This is a genomic window from Isoptericola sp. NPDC060185, assembly GCF_042728595.1.
Taxonomy (GTDB): Bacteria; Actinomycetota; Actinomycetes; order Actinomycetales; family Cellulomonadaceae; genus Isoptericola.
Genome location: NZ_JBHWYY010000035.1, coordinates 1 through 14,115, shown reverse-complemented (window position 1 = coordinate 14,115; position 14,115 = coordinate 1). Strand labels below are relative to the sequence as shown.

Below are 14,115 nucleotides of genomic sequence, written 5' to 3'. Positions count from 1 at the left end.
CCTCACGTGGTTCGGGGGCGTCCTTCCCGGTGCGGGGCCGGTCGTCCATATGGTGTCAAGAGGGTGTGTTCCGGTTCTCAGTCTGCCTCACGGGACCAAATCGCGGCGCGGCGAAGCGCCGGGGTGCGGTGTCGGAGGCCGTCTATAGGCTCGGCACGTGCCGACGACGCGCTCCACCACGACATCCGACGAGACGCCCACGGGGGAGTCGCGCGTCGCGCTGGTGCGGCGCGCGCGCCGCATCGACCGCGAGCTCGCCGTCACCTACCCGGACGCGCGCGCGGAGCTGGACTTCACGACGCCGCTCGAGCTGCTGGTCGCGACGGTGCTGTCCGCGCAGACGACGGACGTGCGGGTCAACGCGACGACGCCCGCGATCTTCGCGCGGTACCCGGACGCCGCCGCGTACGCCGGCGCCGATACCGCGGAGATGGAGGAGCTGTTCAAGCCGCTGGGCTTCTTCCGCGCCAAGACGCGGTCCGTCATCGGGCTGGGGCAGGCGCTGGTCGAGCGGTTCGACGGCGAGGTCCCGGGGCGGCTCGACGACCTGGTGACGCTGCCGGGCGTGGGTCGCAAGACGGCGAACGTGGTGCTGGGCAACGCGTTCGGGGTTCCCGGGATCACGGTGGACACGCACTTCGGCCGTCTGGCCCGCCGGTTCGGCTGGACCGACCAGGAGGACCCGGTCAAGGTCGAGCACGAGGTGGGCGCGCTGTTCCCGAAGAAGGACTGGACGATGCTCAGCCACCACCTCGTGTGGCACGGGCGGCGGCGCTGCCACGCGCGGCGGCCGGCGTGCGGCGCCTGCCCGGTGGCGCGGTGGTGCCCGTCGTTCGGCATCGGCGAGACCGACCCGGTCGCCGCGCAGAAGCTGATCAAGCCGGGGCCGCGCGGCTGAGGACCGAGGGGTGCCGAGGCTCCGGACTCGGCGGACCTGGGCTCAGCGGGACTGCGCGAGCGCGTGCTGCAGCCAGTCGGCGAGCAGCTTCCCGACCTCGTCGGGGGCCTCCTCGGGCAGGAAGTGGCCGGCGCCCTCGACGAGCTCGTACCGGTAGTCGCGGGCGAGCGCGGCCCCGTCGACGTCGGCGTACCGGGGATCGATGAAGCCGTCGAGCGCGCCCTGCACCTGCAGCACCGGGACGTCGACGGGCTGCCGGAGCTCGGCCAGGTAGCGCCGGCCGTCCGGGCGCGGGGTGGAGCGGACCATCCAGCGCAGCGACTCCATCACGGTGTGCGCGGCGAACGGGATCCGCATGACGGTGCGGTAGAGGTCGTAGGCCTCGGTGCCGAGCGGCCGCGCGGCGCCGTCGCGCAGCACGCGCGCCACCTGGTCGCCGTCGGTGAGGCGCCGTTCGGGCAGCGTGGGCAGCTGGTAGGCGGCGAGCTGGCGGCGCGCCAGCGAGGTCAGCAGCCGCCGGCCCGAGACGTGCAGGCGCGCGGGGTGCGGCGACGAGACGGCGGCCACGCCCGCGGTGACCGCCGGCTGCAGCCGCGCCATCGCCCACGCCGTCACGCCGCCGGTGCCGTGGCCGACGACGACGGCCCGGTCGTGCCCGAGGGAGCGCACCACGCCGGCCACGTCCTGCGTGCCGGTGGGGACGTCGTAGCCCGACGGCGGCTTGTCGGACGCGCCGACGCCCCGCAGGTCCATGGCGGCCACGCGGTACCCGGCGTCGGCGAGCTGCTCGACCTGGTGGCGCCACGCCCACCAGAACTGCGGGAACCCGTGCAGCAGGAGGACGAGCGGGGTGCGGCCGCCGTTCGACCGGTCGGGTCCGGCCAGCGCCACGTGGAAGCGCGCGCCGTTGGCGGGCACGAGCTCGTGCCGCCAGGGCCCGCCCACGAGGGCGCTGGAGAAATCGCTGGAGTCCGACATCGCGGTCACCGGTCGAACCTACCCGCTGCGTCGCGCCCCGGCCCGGGGCGGCGCGCAAGGCGCACGTCCGGCGAGGTCCGCGAGCGAGGTTCTGCGGGCAGCGAGGTTCAGCGGGCCGTGGCGCGCCCGGTCGCGCCGTCGACCGCGGCGCTGCCGTCGGCGCCGTCGGCAGCGGCGTCGGCGTCGTCGGAGGGGCGGGGCTCCTTGGGCGGGTCGAACCGGTAGCCGACGTTGCGGACGGTGCCGATGAGCTGGTCGTGCTCCGGCCCGAGCTTGGCGCGCAGCCGCCGCACGTGCACGTCCACGGTGCGGGTGCCGCCGTAGTAGTCGTAGCCCCAGACCTCCTGCAGCAGCTGCGCCCGCGTGAAGACACGGCCCGGGTGCTGCACCAGGTACTTGAGGAGCTCGAACTCCTTGTAGGTGAGGTCGATCGGCCGCCCCCGCAGCCGGGCGGTGTAGCCGCCCGCGTCGATGGCGAGGTCGCCGGCGGAGATCTCCTGCGGGCCGTCCTCGACGGGCCCGCGGGCCGAGCGCTCGACGACGAGCCGCAGCCGGGCCTCGACCTCGGCCGGCGACGCCCCCTCGAGCAGCAGGTCGTCGGCGCCCCACTCGTGCGTGACGACGGTCAGGCCGCCCTCGGTGAGGACGAGCACCAGCGGCACGGTGAGGCCGGTGGCGTGCAGCAGCCTGCAGGTGGTGCGGGCGGCGACCAGGTCGCGGCGGGCGTCGAGCAGCACCACGTCGGAGTCGGGCGCGTCCACCAGCGCGGACGGCTCCATGGGCAGCACCCGGACACGGTGGTTCAGCAGGCCCAGCGCGGGCAGCACCTCGACGGAGCCGCCCGACGCGGGCGTGAGGATCAGCAGCTCGGCCACCGGCACCTCCTCCCGGTCGTATGACGGTCCGTTCGACAGCGTCCGACAGGTGCGTCCGCCAACGTACCGCGGCGCGGTATCCGTCACACCGCGGCCGTCCCGGCACGATGTCCGGTCCCCGCAGTGTGCCCTGAACCATGTTTCCGGCGCGTGAAGAACCGTTGACCGGACTGTGTCGCGGGTCGTCCTGCCGAGGACTCCCGGGGCAGGTCGTGGCCGCGCCGTCTGCGACACTCGTCGTCGTGACCGTGACCACCCGTGCCGTCTGGACGGCCGTCCTCTCCGCCGTCGTCGCGGCCGCCGCGTCCCTCGACGCCTACGGCGTCCTGCCCCTGACCGGTGTCGCGGCGGTGCTCGTGGTGCTCCTCGCGGCCGGGTGGGCGCCGCTGCTGCGGCTGCCCGCGCAGGGCGGCACGACGGTGGTCGTCGCGATGGCGGGCCTCGGCGCCGTCGCCGTCGCGTGGGCCACCAAGGGGGAGCCGGTGCTGCGCAACGTGCCGCTGGTGCTCGCCATGGCGCTGGTGCTCGCGTTCGTCGCGGAGATGCTGCGCCGCGGCGGCCGGCCCCGCCTGGTGGAGTCGGTGAGCGGCACCGTGACCGGCGCGGTCGTCGCCGTCTGCTGCTCGGGCTGGGTGGCGGCGGGGCGCTCGGAGGCGGGCGCGTCGCTCGTCGTGGTGAGCGCGGTGGGCCTGGCGGTGGCGTCGGCCGTGTCGGCGACGCCGGTGGCACGCGGGTGGGCCGGATCCCTGGTCGGGGTGGCGCTCGGCGGCGTCGCGGCCGGCGCGGTCGCGACCGTGCTCCCGGGGATCGACCCGGTCAGCGGCCTGGTCTCCGGCGTCGTGACCGGCCTGGTGGTCGCCGTCCTGCGGCTGCTGTTCGAGCGGCAGCCCGCGCTGACCGGCCGCCGCGCGGTGCTGGCGGCCGTCACGACGCCCGTCGCGGTCGCCGGCATCCTCGTGTTCGTCGTCGGGCGACTGGTGATCGCGGTCGCCTGACCGACCGCTGAACGCTGACCGGTGACGGGGCCGGCGACGGGCCGGTCAGGCCTCCGGCTCGGCCGGGGCCTGGCGGATGGCCTCGCCCGCCAGCTCGATGCGCACGGTCTTGGAGACGAGCACGCCACCCGCCTCGAGCGCGACGTTCCACACGAGGCCGTACTTCTCGCGCTCGAAGTCGGCGGAGGCGTTGAAGCCGAAGATGTCGTTGCCGAACGGGTCGCGGCGGGCGCCGCCGAACTCCGCGTTCAGCGCGATCGGGTGCGTGATGCCGCGGATCGTGAGGTCGCCGTGCATCACGAACTTCGCGGAGGTGCGTTCCTTGCTGGCCTGCGGCACGGCGGTCCGACCGGGGGCGCGGCCCTTGAGGCGGGCCCAGGAGAACATCGGGTCCTCCTCGGCGCGCCACTCGAGGCCCGTGCTGCGGAACTCGATCGTCGGGTAGTTCTCGACGTCGAGGAAGTCGGGGCTGCGCAGGTGCGTGTCGCGGTCGGGGTTGTGCGTCGTGATCGTCGCGGTCTCGAGCGTCGCGGACACGGACGACAGGTGGGGGTCCTCGGCGACGTGGATCGTGGCGGTGCCCACGGGGAACTCGCCGCGCACCGGGCTGACCATCATGTGCATCGCGAGGAAGCCGAGCCGCTTGTGCGCCTCGTCGAGCACGTACGTGCCCGCCGCCGGGATGACGAGGTCGTTCCAGGTCCGGGTGGGCGAGGTCATGAGAAGTTCTCCGGGATCGCGACGTCGGGGGCCGGCGCCCGTCGTGGCGGCGGGGGGAGGCCTCGGGAGGGGCACGCCCCGCGCCGGGCGGACCGGGCAGGGCGTCAGGGGTGCTTCAACGTTGGTGCTTCAACCTTCAATCTACGGCACGTGCCCCGGTCGACGGGAGTGGCTTTCCGTCGCGTGGTCGGCCTCACACCGCGGGCGCGCACGGTGTGACGCGCGGTGTGATCAGTAGACGAGCGCCTGCGCGCCGGGGCGCAGGACCTCCTCGGCGAAGACGGCCGCGCCCGCGATCCGCACGCCCGGCAGGACGTCGTCGGGCCCGAGGCCGCGCCGCGCCGCGCACTGGGTGCAGAGGGTGACGGAGCCGGCGGCGAGGACGGCGGCGAGCAGGTCGGCGGCGGGCGCCGCGTGCTCCAGCTCCAGCTCCGCGACCCGGCCCGGCGCCGCGAACCAGGCCGACTCCCCGGTGAGCCACAGGCTGACCTCCGCGCCCGCGGCGACGGCGGCCGCGGCGACCGTCAGGGCCTGGTTCGCCGCCTCGGGACGGTCCAGCCCGGACGTGGTCTTGATCACGAGCGAGCGCGCGGGGGCGGCGGTGTGCGAGGTGCTCATGAGCGGCGACCTTACTCACGCCCTCCCGCGCGACGTCCAGCCGGCGCCGCGCGCGGTCGCGGCGGTGGGTGCGGGCGGGGTCGGCTGGGTAGGATCGCGGCATGTCGATCCAAGCTCTCGAGGCAGTGTTCACCGGTCTTCTGGTGGTCGTGACCGTCACGATCCTCTGGTTCGCCGGATACGTCGTCTACAAGCTGTTCCAGGGCCAGCGCTGATGCCCTTCGCCTTCCCCGAGGGCCTCGCGCCCGAGGTGTACCCGCTCGCGTGGCTCGTGGGCCGCTGGCGGGGCGAGGGCGTGATCGAGTACACCGGCATCGACGAGACGCCGTTCGTGCACGACCTCGTCTTCGACCACGACGGCGGCCCATACCTGCGCTTCGAGTCCATGCTGCGCGTGCGCTCCGCGGCGGCCGCCGACGGTGAGGGCACGGACGAGGCCGGGGACGAGCCCGACACGGTCTGGTCGACGGAGACCGGCTACTGGCGTGTGTCCAGCGACCGGCCCGAGGGCCTCGAGGACGACCGGCACGCGCTCGAGGTGCTCGTCACCGACGCGTCGGGCCGGCTGTCCCTGTTCCTGGGGGTGGTCGGCAACGGCCGCGTCGACCTCGCCACCGACTTCGTGGCCCGTACCTCCACCGCCGCCGAGGTCACCGCGGCGAAGCGGCTGTACGGGCTGGTCGAGGGCCGGCTCATGTGGGTCGAGGAGCTCGCGGCGTTCGGCCACCCGCTCGGCTCGTACGCCTCCGCCCAGCTCGACCGCGTCGAGAGCGACTGAGGAGCCGCGCGATGGACTCACCCCTGCTCGACCGCCACGGCGCGGTGCCCGCCACGGGCGCCGACGAGGGCGTGGCCTGGCACTACGGCGACCCGGTGGCCGAGCAGCGCGCGCTCGCGCGCGGCGGCGCCGTCGTCGACCAGTCGCACCTGGGCGTCGTGCGGGTCGCCGGGCCCGACCGGCTGTCCTGGCTGCACTCGATCACCTCGCAGGACGTGCAGGCGTTGGCGCCGCGCACGTCCACCGAGCTGTTCGTCCTGTCGCCGCAGGGGCACGTCGAGCACGCCGCGGGCGTCGTCGACGACGGGGAGGCCACCTGGCTGGTCACCGAGGGCGACCACGCCGCGCCGCTCGCCGCCTGGCTCGAGCGCATGAAGTTCATGATGCGGGTCGAGATCGACGACGTCTCCGGCGAGTACGCCGCGCTGGGGGAGCCCGTCGCCGCCGAGGGCGCCGAGGGCGAGCCCGTGACCTGGTGGGACACCTGGCCGCGCGTCGCGCAGGGCGGCACCCGGTACGGCCCGCCCGAGACGGAGCACCCCGGGCTCGACCGCCCCTGGCGGCTGGTGCTCGTGCCGCGTGCCGACCTGGAGGCCGCCGTCGCCGAGCGGGAGGCCGCCGGCTGGACGCTCGCCGGCACCTGGGCCACCGAGGCGCTGCGCGTCGAAGCGTGGCGCCCGCGCCTGTCGCACGAGGTCGACCACCGCAGCGTGCCGCACGAGCTGGACTGGCTGCGCACCGCCGTCCACCTGCACAAGGGCTGCTACCGCGGGCAGGAGACCGTCGCACGCGTGCACAACCTCGGCCGTCCGCCGCGCCGGCTCGTGCTGCTGCACCTCGACGGCTCGCAGCACGTGGTCCCCGAGGCGGGGGCCGAGGTGCGCGTCGGCGGCGGCGAGGGCCGCGCCGTCGGCACCGTGACGACCGTCGCGCGGCACCACGAGCTGGGCCCGGTCGCCCTCGCGGTGGTCAAGCGGTCCGTGCCCGAGGACGCCGAGCTCACCGTCGTGGGCGACGTCGGCGGCCAGGAGCTGCAGGTCGCGGCGGCCCAGGAGGTCGTGGTGCCGGGCGACGGCGTCTCGGCCGACCGGCCCGAGGCCCACGGCCCGCTGACGCGCGGGCTGACCCCGCGCGGGTCGGACGCCCCGCAGAGCCTGCTGTGACTCCCGCCGCCGGGTCGCGCGCCCGGCCGACACCCGGGGTGCCGGGGCCGGCGTGAGCGCGGCCGCGGGGGGCGAGGGCGGCACGCCGGTGTCCCGGCGCGCCGGGGCCGCGGCGCGCGCGGCCCTGCGCACCCTGCCCCGGCGGATCCGGTTCCGCCAGGGCATCTCACGGGTCCGGGTCGCCTTCTGGCCGATCGTGCAGGCCGCGCTCGCGGCCGGTGTCGCCTACGGCCTCGCGACCGTGGTGCTGGGCCACACGCAGCCGTTCTTCGCCGCCGTCGCCGCGTGGGTGTGCCTCGGCTTCAGCTTCGACCGCGACCTGCGCAAGGTCGCGGAGGTCGCGGCGGGCGTCGCCCTCGGCGTCGGCCTGGGCGATGTCATGGTGCACCTCATCGGGTCCGGCTGGTGGCAGATCGCCCTGGTCATGGCCGTCTCGGCCACGATCGCCCGGTTCATCGACCGCGGCCCGCTCGTGACGATCCAGGCGGGGGTGCAGGCCGGCGTCGTCGTGGGCCTGCCCGCGTCGGTGGCCACGAACGGCGCCTTCGGGCGGTGGACCGACGCCCTCGTGGGCGGCGGCGTCGCCCTGCTCGTCGCGCTGCTCACGCCCGGCGACCCGCGCCGCCGCCTCCGCGCGCTGGCTCAGGAGGCCACGCGCGAGCTGGCCCTGACGCTGGAGTCCGTCGCCCGCGGGCTGCGCGACGGCGACCCGGACGAGCTCGCCGCCGCGCTGGTGCGGGGGCGAGCCGCCGAGAAGGTGCTCGAGGACTGGCAGGACGTGGCCCGCACCTCCGACGACATCGCGCGGGTGAGCGTCAACCGGCTGGTGCGCGCCGACATCACCCGGCTCTCGGCGCAGGCGGTGCTCGTGGACCGCGCCATGCGCAGCGTGCGGGTGCTCGCGCGCCGCACGCCCGCCGCGCTGCGGTCGCTCGGCGTGCTGGAGGACGACGTCGGGGACCACCGCGTGGCCGCGGCGTCGCTCTCAGGGACCCTCCCGCCGCCGCCGCAGGTCGACCCGGTGGCCGACCCGGTCGCGGACCTGGTGGTGCGGTTCGCCCACGGCGTGCGGCTGCTGGCGAGCGCGCTCGGCGCGGGCGACGACCCGGCCGACGCCCGCCGGGTGCTGGCCGAGGTCGCCGCCGACGCCGACCCGCGCACCCTGGGGGAGGGGTACTGGCAGGTGCAGTCCCTGGTGCTGCTGCTGCGCTCGCCGCTCGTCGACGTGCTCGAGGCCGCGGGCATGACGCCCGACGTCGCGCGCGCGACGCTCCCGGAGATGTGACCGCGAGGTAGTCCGGTCCGCGCCGAGGTAGTTCGAGCCCCGCCGTGGTAGTTCGAGCCGCGCTGAGGTAGTTCGGCTCAGCGCGTCTCGACGACGTCGGTGTCGTCCGCGAGGAGCTGGTGCGCGAGCTCCTCCACGAGGTCGTCGACCTCGGGCTGGTCGCCGCCGGGCCACTCGGCGACGTACCGCCGCAGCCGGCGTCGTTCGGCCTCGCGGATCGACTCGGCGACGGCGTCGCCGTCGGGCGTGGCCAGGACCGCGTCGCCGTCCACCTCGACCAGCCCGCGTGCCTCGAGCGACCGCGCGACGCCGAGCACGGTCTCGGGCGAGACCTCGGTGCGCTCGGCCATGAGCCGCACGGACCGCTTCCGCTTGAGGGAGACGCGGGTGACCATCCACGCCTCCTCGGCGGAGAGGTCGTCGTCGCGCGCGATCGTCTCGTACACCTTGAGCGGGTCGAGCTTGCCGACGCGCCGCCAGAGGATGAGCCGCAGCTCGTCGAGGGAGGTGCGGGCCGAGCCCACCGCGAAGGTGTCGCCGGCCGCCTGCCCGGTGCTGCCCGGCCCGGCGCCGCGGGTGGCGCTGCGGAGCTCGACCTCGGGGAGCAGCCACGTGAGCAGGAACGCCAGGACGGCCACGGGCACGGCCCACAGGAAGACGACGTGCAACGACGTCGCATACGCGTCGAGGAACCAGCTCTGCACCTCGGGCGGGCACTGGGCGAGGGTCTGGGTGGACGCCGCGAGCGACTGCGGCCCGCACGGTCCCTGGGCGGTCGGGGGCACGCCGGTGACCAGCTCGTCCGCGAGCCGGTTGGCGAAGACGGTGCCGAAGACGGCGACGCCGACCGACGAGCCGATGGTCCGGAAGTAGGTGGCGCCGGACGTCGCCGTCCCGAGGTCCTTGTAGGCGACCGCGTTCTGCACCGCGATGACCAGCACCTGCGTCACCATGCCGAGGCCCGCGCCGAGCACGAACATGCTCAGGCCCGCCTGGAGCGTGGACGTGTCCCGGCCCATGAGGGACAGCAGGTAGAGCCCGCACGACGTGATCGCCGTCCCCAGGATCGGGTACACCTTGTACCGGCCGGTGCGCGAGATGAGCTGCCCCGACCCGATCGAGGTGATCAGCATCCCGAGCATCATCGGCGTCATCTCGAGGCCGGACTCGGTGGGCGTGGAGCCCTTGACGGTCTGCAGGTACAGGGGCAGGTACGTGATCGCGCCGAACATCGCGAACCCGACGACGAACCCGACGATCGCCGAGACCGTGAACACCTTGCTGCGGAACAGGTGCAGCGGCAGCACCGGCTCGGGGGCGCGGCGCTCGACGACGACGAACGCGACCACCCCGAGCACGGCCGCCGCGATCATGGCCCAGACGGCGACCGAGTCCCACGCCCAGGTGGTGCCGCCGAGGCTCGTGACGAGCACGATCGCCGTCGAGACCGTGGCGAGCAGGATGATGCCCGCGTAGTCGATGCGCGGCTTCTTGCCCGCCTCGATGTGGGGCAGGACGGACGCGACGACGAGCAGGGCGACGATCCCGATGGGGATGTTGATGTAGAACACCCAGCGCCAGTCGAGGTTGTCCACGAAGAATCCGCCCAGCAGCGGCCCCGCGACGGAGGAGACGCCGAACACGGCGCCGAAGAAGCCCTGGTACTTGCCGCGCTCCCGGGGCGGGACGACGTCGCCGATGATCGCCTGCGACAGCACCATGAGCCCGCCGCCGCCGACGCCCTGCACGGCGCGCCACGCGATGAGCTGGCCCATCGTCTGCGACGTGCCGGACAGGATCGAGCCGACCAGGAAGATGACGATGCACGCGATGAACAGTGCCTTGCGCCCGTACAGGTCGCCGAGCTTGCCCCAGAGCACGGTGGTGGCGGTGCTGGCGAGCATGTAGGCCGTCACGACCCAGGACAGGTGCTCCGCGCCGCCCAGGTCCGAGACGATGGTGGGCAGCGCCGTCGCGACGATGGTCTGGTCGAGCGCGGCGAGCAGCATGGCGAGCATGAGTCCGCCGAAGATCGCCAGGACCCGGCGCTGGGGCAGGGCCTGCGGCTCGGCGGTCGGTGCGTTCGGAGCGGCCATCGGTTGCCCTCTCGGCTCGGGCGGACGACGGCGTCCGCGCGGTGGAGCTTGCGTCCCGCTTCGCAGGCTCGCACGGTCTACGGCGGACGGCGCGGCGAACTACCTCAGCGGGATCGGGACTACGTCGGCGGGACGCGGACCACCTCGGCGAGGAGGGGACTACCTCGGCGGGAGGGGGACTACCTCGGCGAAGTGGTGCACGTGCAGCACCTGTTGTCGTCGAGTAGTTGATGAGATACAGTACTTGTCGTGATGCAGCGAGACGAACCTTCGACGGCGGACGACGCGTTCTCCGCCGACCTGCTGCGTGGCCACACCGACACGATCGTGCTCGCGACGCTCCGCCGCGGGGACCGCTACGGCTTCGAGATCTACAAGACGATCCGCGACGCCACGGGCGGCGCGCACGAGATCAAGGAGGCCACGCTCTACGCGACGTACCGCCGCCTGACCAAGGACGGGCTGGTCGAGGCCTACTGGGGCGACGAGTCCCAGGGCGGGCGCCGCAAGTACTACCGGATCACCGACGCCGGCCGCGCCGTCTACCGGCGCAACGTCGCCGCGTGGGTCGCCACGCGGGACGTCATCGACTCCCTCCTCCGCACGGACCGCACAGACAAGGACACCCCGCGATGACCACCGTCCACCGCCTCCTCGACGACGCTTTCGCCGGCGTCGAGCCGTCCCCCGAGGTCCAGGACCTCAAGGAGGAGATCCGGGCGAACCTCGAGGCGCGCGCCGCCGAGCTGCAGGCCGGCGGCGCCACCCCCGACGAGGCCGCCCGCCGCGCCTTCGACGAGCTCGGCGACGTCCGCGCGATCGTCGCCGAGGCGCAGGCGGACGTCGCCGCGCAGACCGGCGGCGAGCCGCGCACCCCGCTGCAGGAGGCGTTCGCCGTCGCCCAGCAGCAGCGCGTGCGCCCGAAGCCCCGCTTCGTGCTCGGCGTCGTGCTCGCGTCGGTCGTGCTCGTCGCCGCGCTCGCCTTCGCGGGCCTGGCGGCGGCCGGCGCCTTCGCCTTCGGCCTGCCGGGGATCGCGTACGCCGCGCTGCTGCTGACGGCGGCCAGCGCGGCCGGGTTCGTCGTGGGGCTCTCGCTGTCGCAGGAGACCACCACGAACCACCCGATGCCGTCCCGCCGCGCCGGTGGCTACTACCTCGCCACCGGGCTCACGGTCCTCGCGCTGCTCCTGGCGCTGTTCACCGTGCTCGGCGTGTTCGACGCCTGGATGTACGTGGTCGCGGGCGCCGGGTTCGTCGTCGGCGGCACCCTGTTCACCCTGCTCGGCGTCACGCAGACCAACCGGAAGAAGGCGTGGGTGCGGGACGTCGCCCGGGCGCACGCCACCGGGCACCACTACGACCGCTTCGAGCACGACCCGGCCGCCGCCGCGCGGTTCGGCGTCTACACGGTCGTCATCTGGCTGGTGGCGTTCGTCGTGTTCGTCGTCCTCGGCCTCACCGTCGGCTGGGCCTGGTCCTGGCTGACCTTCGTCGTCGCCCTCGCGGTGATGATGCTGATCCTCGCCCGGATGCTCTTCACGACCGTCGGCGAGCAGCAGAAGAAGTGACACAAGAACGGTCCCGGGCGACTGCCATCGCCCGGGACCGGTGGCTCGGGTCCGGTGCACGACCGCACCACGAGACGCACTCCCACCCTAGGGCGTGCGCCGGACCCTCCGACCGCGGGTAGACCCGCAAGGAGGAAACATGTCCACGACCCCGCAGGGGTCGGCCCCGGCGATCGACGTCGCCGGGCTGACCAAGACCTATGGCCCCGGCCGAGCCGGCGGACGAGGCGCGCGCAGCGTGCGCGCGCTCGACGGCCTCGACCTCACCGCCGCGCCCGGCAGCGTGCTCGGCCTGCTCGGCCCCAACGGCGCCGGCAAGTCCACCACCGTGAAGATCCTCGCGACGCTCTCCGCCCCGGACGGCGGGACCGCGCGCGTCGCGGGCCACGACGTCGTGCGCGACCCGGCCGCCGTCCGGCGGTCCATCGGGTACGTCGCCCAGCGCCCCGTGACCGATCCCATGGGCACCGGGCGCGAGAACCTCGTCCTGGCCGGCCGGCTCCAGGGCCTGCGGGCCGGCGAGGCCCGGTCGCGCGCCGACGAGCTGCTCGAGCGGTTCGGCGTCGCGCACGCCGCCGACCGCCTCGTGAAGACCTGGTCCGGCGGGATGGCGCGCAAGCTCGACGTCGCTGTCGGCCTCGTGCACCGGCCGCAGGTGCTGTTCCTCGACGAGCCCACCACCGGGCTCGACCCCGAGGCGCGCGCCGCGATGTGGGCCGAGATCGAGCGCATGGCGGCCGGCGACGGCATGACGATCCTGCTCACCACGCACTACCTGGACGAGGCCGACCGGCTCGCCGACCAGGTCGTCATCGTGGACGCCGGCCGCGTCGTCACCGCCGGCACCCCCGACGCCCTCAAGGACGAGCTGCGCGGCGACGGCGTCACCGTCGAGCTCGACGGCGCCGCGGCCGCCACCGCCGCCGCGCCGGTGGCCGCGCGCGTGCCCGGCGTCGTCGACGTCGCCACCGAAGGGCGCACGCTGCGGGCGCGCGCCGACGCGGGCGCCACCGCCCTCCCGGCGCTGCTCGCGGCGCTCGACGCCGCGGGCCTGGGCGTCCGCGCGGCGGGGCTGTCGAGGCCCACCCTCGACGACGTCTACCTGCGGCACACCGGCCGCAGCCTGGAGGCCGCCAACCGGGCGGCCGGGACCGCCGGCGAGCGCGCCGGCGCCGAGACCACGGAGGTGGCGGCATGAGCACCACGACGATCGACCCGACCGCGGCGCGCCCCGCCCGGCGCCCCGCGCCCCGCCGTACCGGCGCGCTCACGCAGGCGCGGCTGCTCACCGCCCGGCAGGCCCGGCAGGGCATGCGCATCCCCGTCTTCATGGTGATGAACCTGCTGCAGCCGATGATCTGGCTGCTGCTGTTCGGGCAGCTGTTCCGGTCCGTCATCGAGATCCCCGGCTTCGCCGGCGGCGCGGACGTCAGCTACCTCGAGTACCTCACGCCCGGCGTCGTCATGATGACCGCGATGGGCGGCGCGGCCTGGGCGGGCACCACGTTCGTGCAGGACATGGACCGCGGCGTCATGGACCGCTTCCTCGCGTCGCCCACCAGCCGCGGCGCCCTGCTGTCCGCCACGATGGCCTGGTACGCGCTGCTCGCGTGCGCCCAGGCGCTGGTGGTCGTGGGCGTGGCATGGCTCGGCGGCGCACGGTTCCCCGGTGGCTGGGCGGGCGTGCTCGTCATGCTCGTCGCCGTCGCCCTGCTGAGCTGCCTGTTCGCCGCGCTCTCCGGCGCGGTCGCCCTGCTCACCCGGCAGCAGGAGGCACTCATCGGCGTCTCCCAGCTGCTCACCATCCCGCTGATGTTCCTGTCGTCGGCCGTGATGGACCCGTCCCTCGCGCCCGACTGGATCGCCACCGCCGCGAAGGTCAACCCGTTCGACTGGGCCGTCGTCGTGGCCCGCGACGCCCTGCAGGGCTTCGCCGACCCCGGCACCGTGTGGCTGCACCTCGGCCTCCTCGCCGCGGCCGTCGCCGTCATGGGTGGGCTGGCGTCGCTCGCCTTTCGTGCCTATCGACGGGCCATCTGACGGGTCGTGCGGGCGGGACCGCGTGGGGCGGGGGTGTTCGTGTCGCGAGGCGCACCATCCGCCGCTCGTCCCTCGCGGCTCCCGCCAGGCCCGGCCAGCCT

At 74.7% G+C, this 14,115-nt stretch carries 14 protein-coding genes; 9 read left to right on the top strand and 5 right to left on the bottom strand.

The genetic code is table 11. The features are described 5' to 3' along the window. Positions 1–157 precede the first annotated feature (157 nt). Positions 158–898, top strand: a complete 741-nt coding sequence (gene nth, locus ACFWDO_RS12730; protein ID WP_380316675.1) for an endonuclease III — start codon at positions 158–160, stop codon at positions 896–898. A gap of 42 nt (positions 899–940) precedes the next feature. Here the strand turns inward: nth and ACFWDO_RS12725 are convergent, their stop codons facing one another. Together ACFWDO_RS12725 and ACFWDO_RS12720 are read right to left on the bottom strand one after the other, a co-directional pair. Further along, complete coding sequence (locus ACFWDO_RS12725) at positions 941–1,876, bottom strand: alpha/beta fold hydrolase (RefSeq protein WP_380316771.1); 936 nt, start codon at positions 1,874–1,876, stop codon at positions 941–943. Between the two features lie 107 nt (positions 1,877–1,983). Beyond that, positions 1,984–2,751 (bottom strand): winged-helix domain-containing protein, encoded by a 768-nt coding sequence (locus ACFWDO_RS12720; RefSeq protein WP_380316672.1) that lies wholly within the window; start codon positions 2,749–2,751, stop codon positions 1,984–1,986. 242 nt (positions 2,752–2,993) lie between these two features. On the opposite strand from ACFWDO_RS12720, the gene ACFWDO_RS12715 reads away from it, so the two are divergent. Further along, positions 2,994–3,746, top strand: coding sequence for a hypothetical protein (locus ACFWDO_RS12715; RefSeq protein WP_380316669.1), 753 nt, complete (start codon positions 2,994–2,996; stop codon positions 3,744–3,746). A gap of 45 nt (positions 3,747–3,791) precedes the next feature. Here the strand turns inward: ACFWDO_RS12715 and ACFWDO_RS12710 are convergent, their stop codons facing one another. Continuing rightward, entirely contained in the window at positions 3,792–4,466 is a 675-nt protein-coding gene (locus ACFWDO_RS12710; protein ID WP_380316667.1) for a YceI family protein, read from the bottom strand. Between the two features lie 231 nt (positions 4,467–4,697). Further along, entirely contained in the window at positions 4,698–5,084 is a 387-nt protein-coding gene (locus ACFWDO_RS12705; RefSeq protein ID WP_380316665.1) for a DsrE family protein, read from the bottom strand. Between the two features lie 214 nt (positions 5,085–5,298). Here ACFWDO_RS12705 and ACFWDO_RS12700 point away from each other — a divergent pair, with 214 nt between their 5' ends. Genes ACFWDO_RS12700 through ACFWDO_RS12690 form a run of 3 tightly spaced genes read left to right on the top strand, consistent with a single transcriptional unit; the run spans position 5,299 to position 8,310 of the window. Further along, the gene (locus ACFWDO_RS12700) at positions 5,299–5,862 is read left to right on the top strand and encodes an FABP family protein (protein WP_380316663.1); all 564 of its coding nucleotides are present in this window, start codon (positions 5,299–5,301) and stop codon (positions 5,860–5,862) included. An 11-nt stretch (positions 5,863–5,873) separates the two neighbouring features. Next, positions 5,874–7,025: a YgfZ/GcvT domain-containing protein gene (locus ACFWDO_RS12695; protein WP_380316660.1), complete on the top strand. Its 1,152-nt coding sequence runs from the start codon at positions 5,874–5,876 to the stop codon at positions 7,023–7,025. Positions 7,026–7,077: 52 nt separating this feature from the next. Then, entirely contained in the window at positions 7,078–8,310 is a 1,233-nt protein-coding gene (locus ACFWDO_RS12690) for an aromatic acid exporter family protein (RefSeq protein WP_380316657.1), read from the top strand. A gap of 77 nt (positions 8,311–8,387) precedes the next feature. Here the strand turns inward: ACFWDO_RS12690 and ACFWDO_RS12685 are convergent, their stop codons facing one another. Beyond that, positions 8,388–10,406 (bottom strand): DHA2 family efflux MFS transporter permease subunit, encoded by a 2,019-nt coding sequence (locus ACFWDO_RS12685; protein ID WP_380316654.1) that lies wholly within the window; start codon positions 10,404–10,406, stop codon positions 8,388–8,390. Positions 10,407–10,658: 252 nt separating this feature from the next. On the opposite strand from ACFWDO_RS12685, the gene ACFWDO_RS12680 reads away from it, so the two are divergent. The 4 genes from ACFWDO_RS12680 to ACFWDO_RS12665 all read left to right on the top strand — a co-directional run bounded on the left by ACFWDO_RS12680 (position 10,659) and on the right by ACFWDO_RS12665 (position 14,014). Then, entirely contained in the window at positions 10,659–11,042 is a 384-nt protein-coding gene (locus ACFWDO_RS12680) for a PadR family transcriptional regulator (RefSeq protein WP_380316768.1), read from the top strand. Continuing rightward, positions 11,039–11,974 (top strand): permease prefix domain 1-containing protein, encoded by a 936-nt coding sequence (locus tag ACFWDO_RS12675; protein ID WP_380316651.1) that lies wholly within the window; start codon positions 11,039–11,041, stop codon positions 11,972–11,974. The genes ACFWDO_RS12680 and ACFWDO_RS12675 overlap by 4 nt, the downstream gene beginning before the upstream one ends. Before the next feature lie 139 nt (positions 11,975–12,113). Continuing rightward, positions 12,114–13,172 carry an ABC transporter ATP-binding protein gene (locus ACFWDO_RS12670; RefSeq protein WP_380316648.1) on the top strand — a complete coding sequence of 353 codons (1,059 nt, stop codon included), beginning with the start codon at positions 12,114–12,116 and terminating at the stop codon, positions 13,170–13,172. Further along, positions 13,169–14,014: an ABC transporter permease gene (locus ACFWDO_RS12665; protein WP_380316645.1), complete on the top strand. Its 846-nt coding sequence runs from the start codon at positions 13,169–13,171 to the stop codon at positions 14,012–14,014. Before ACFWDO_RS12670 ends, ACFWDO_RS12665 begins: the two co-directional genes overlap by 4 nt. Positions 14,015–14,115: the final 101 nt, after the last annotated feature.

Coding starts and splice junctions, on each gene's coding strand:
- ACFWDO_RS12725 (WP_380316771.1), bottom strand. CDS start 1,876: ATGTCGGACTCCAGCGATTTCTCCAGCGCCCTCGTGGGCGGGCCCTGG.
- ACFWDO_RS12710 (WP_380316667.1), bottom strand. CDS start 4,466: ATGACCTCGCCCACCCGGACCTGGAACGACCTCGTCATCCCGGCGGCG.
- ACFWDO_RS12705 (WP_380316665.1), bottom strand. CDS start 5,084: ATGAGCACCTCGCACACCGCCGCCCCCGCGCGCTCGCTCGTGATCAAG.
- ACFWDO_RS12700 (WP_380316663.1), top strand. CDS start 5,299: ATGCCCTTCGCCTTCCCCGAGGGCCTCGCGCCCGAGGTGTACCCGCTC.
- ACFWDO_RS12695 (WP_380316660.1), top strand. CDS start 5,874: ATGGACTCACCCCTGCTCGACCGCCACGGCGCGGTGCCCGCCACGGGC.
- ACFWDO_RS12685 (WP_380316654.1), bottom strand. CDS start 10,406: ATGGCCGCTCCGAACGCACCGACCGCCGAGCCGCAGGCCCTGCCCCAG.
- ACFWDO_RS12680 (WP_380316768.1), top strand. CDS start 10,659: ATGCAGCGAGACGAACCTTCGACGGCGGACGACGCGTTCTCCGCCGAC.
- ACFWDO_RS12675 (WP_380316651.1), top strand. CDS start 11,039: ATGACCACCGTCCACCGCCTCCTCGACGACGCTTTCGCCGGCGTCGAG.
- ACFWDO_RS12670 (WP_380316648.1), top strand. CDS start 12,114: ATGTCCACGACCCCGCAGGGGTCGGCCCCGGCGATCGACGTCGCCGGG.
- ACFWDO_RS12665 (WP_380316645.1), top strand. CDS start 13,169: ATGAGCACCACGACGATCGACCCGACCGCGGCGCGCCCCGCCCGGCGC.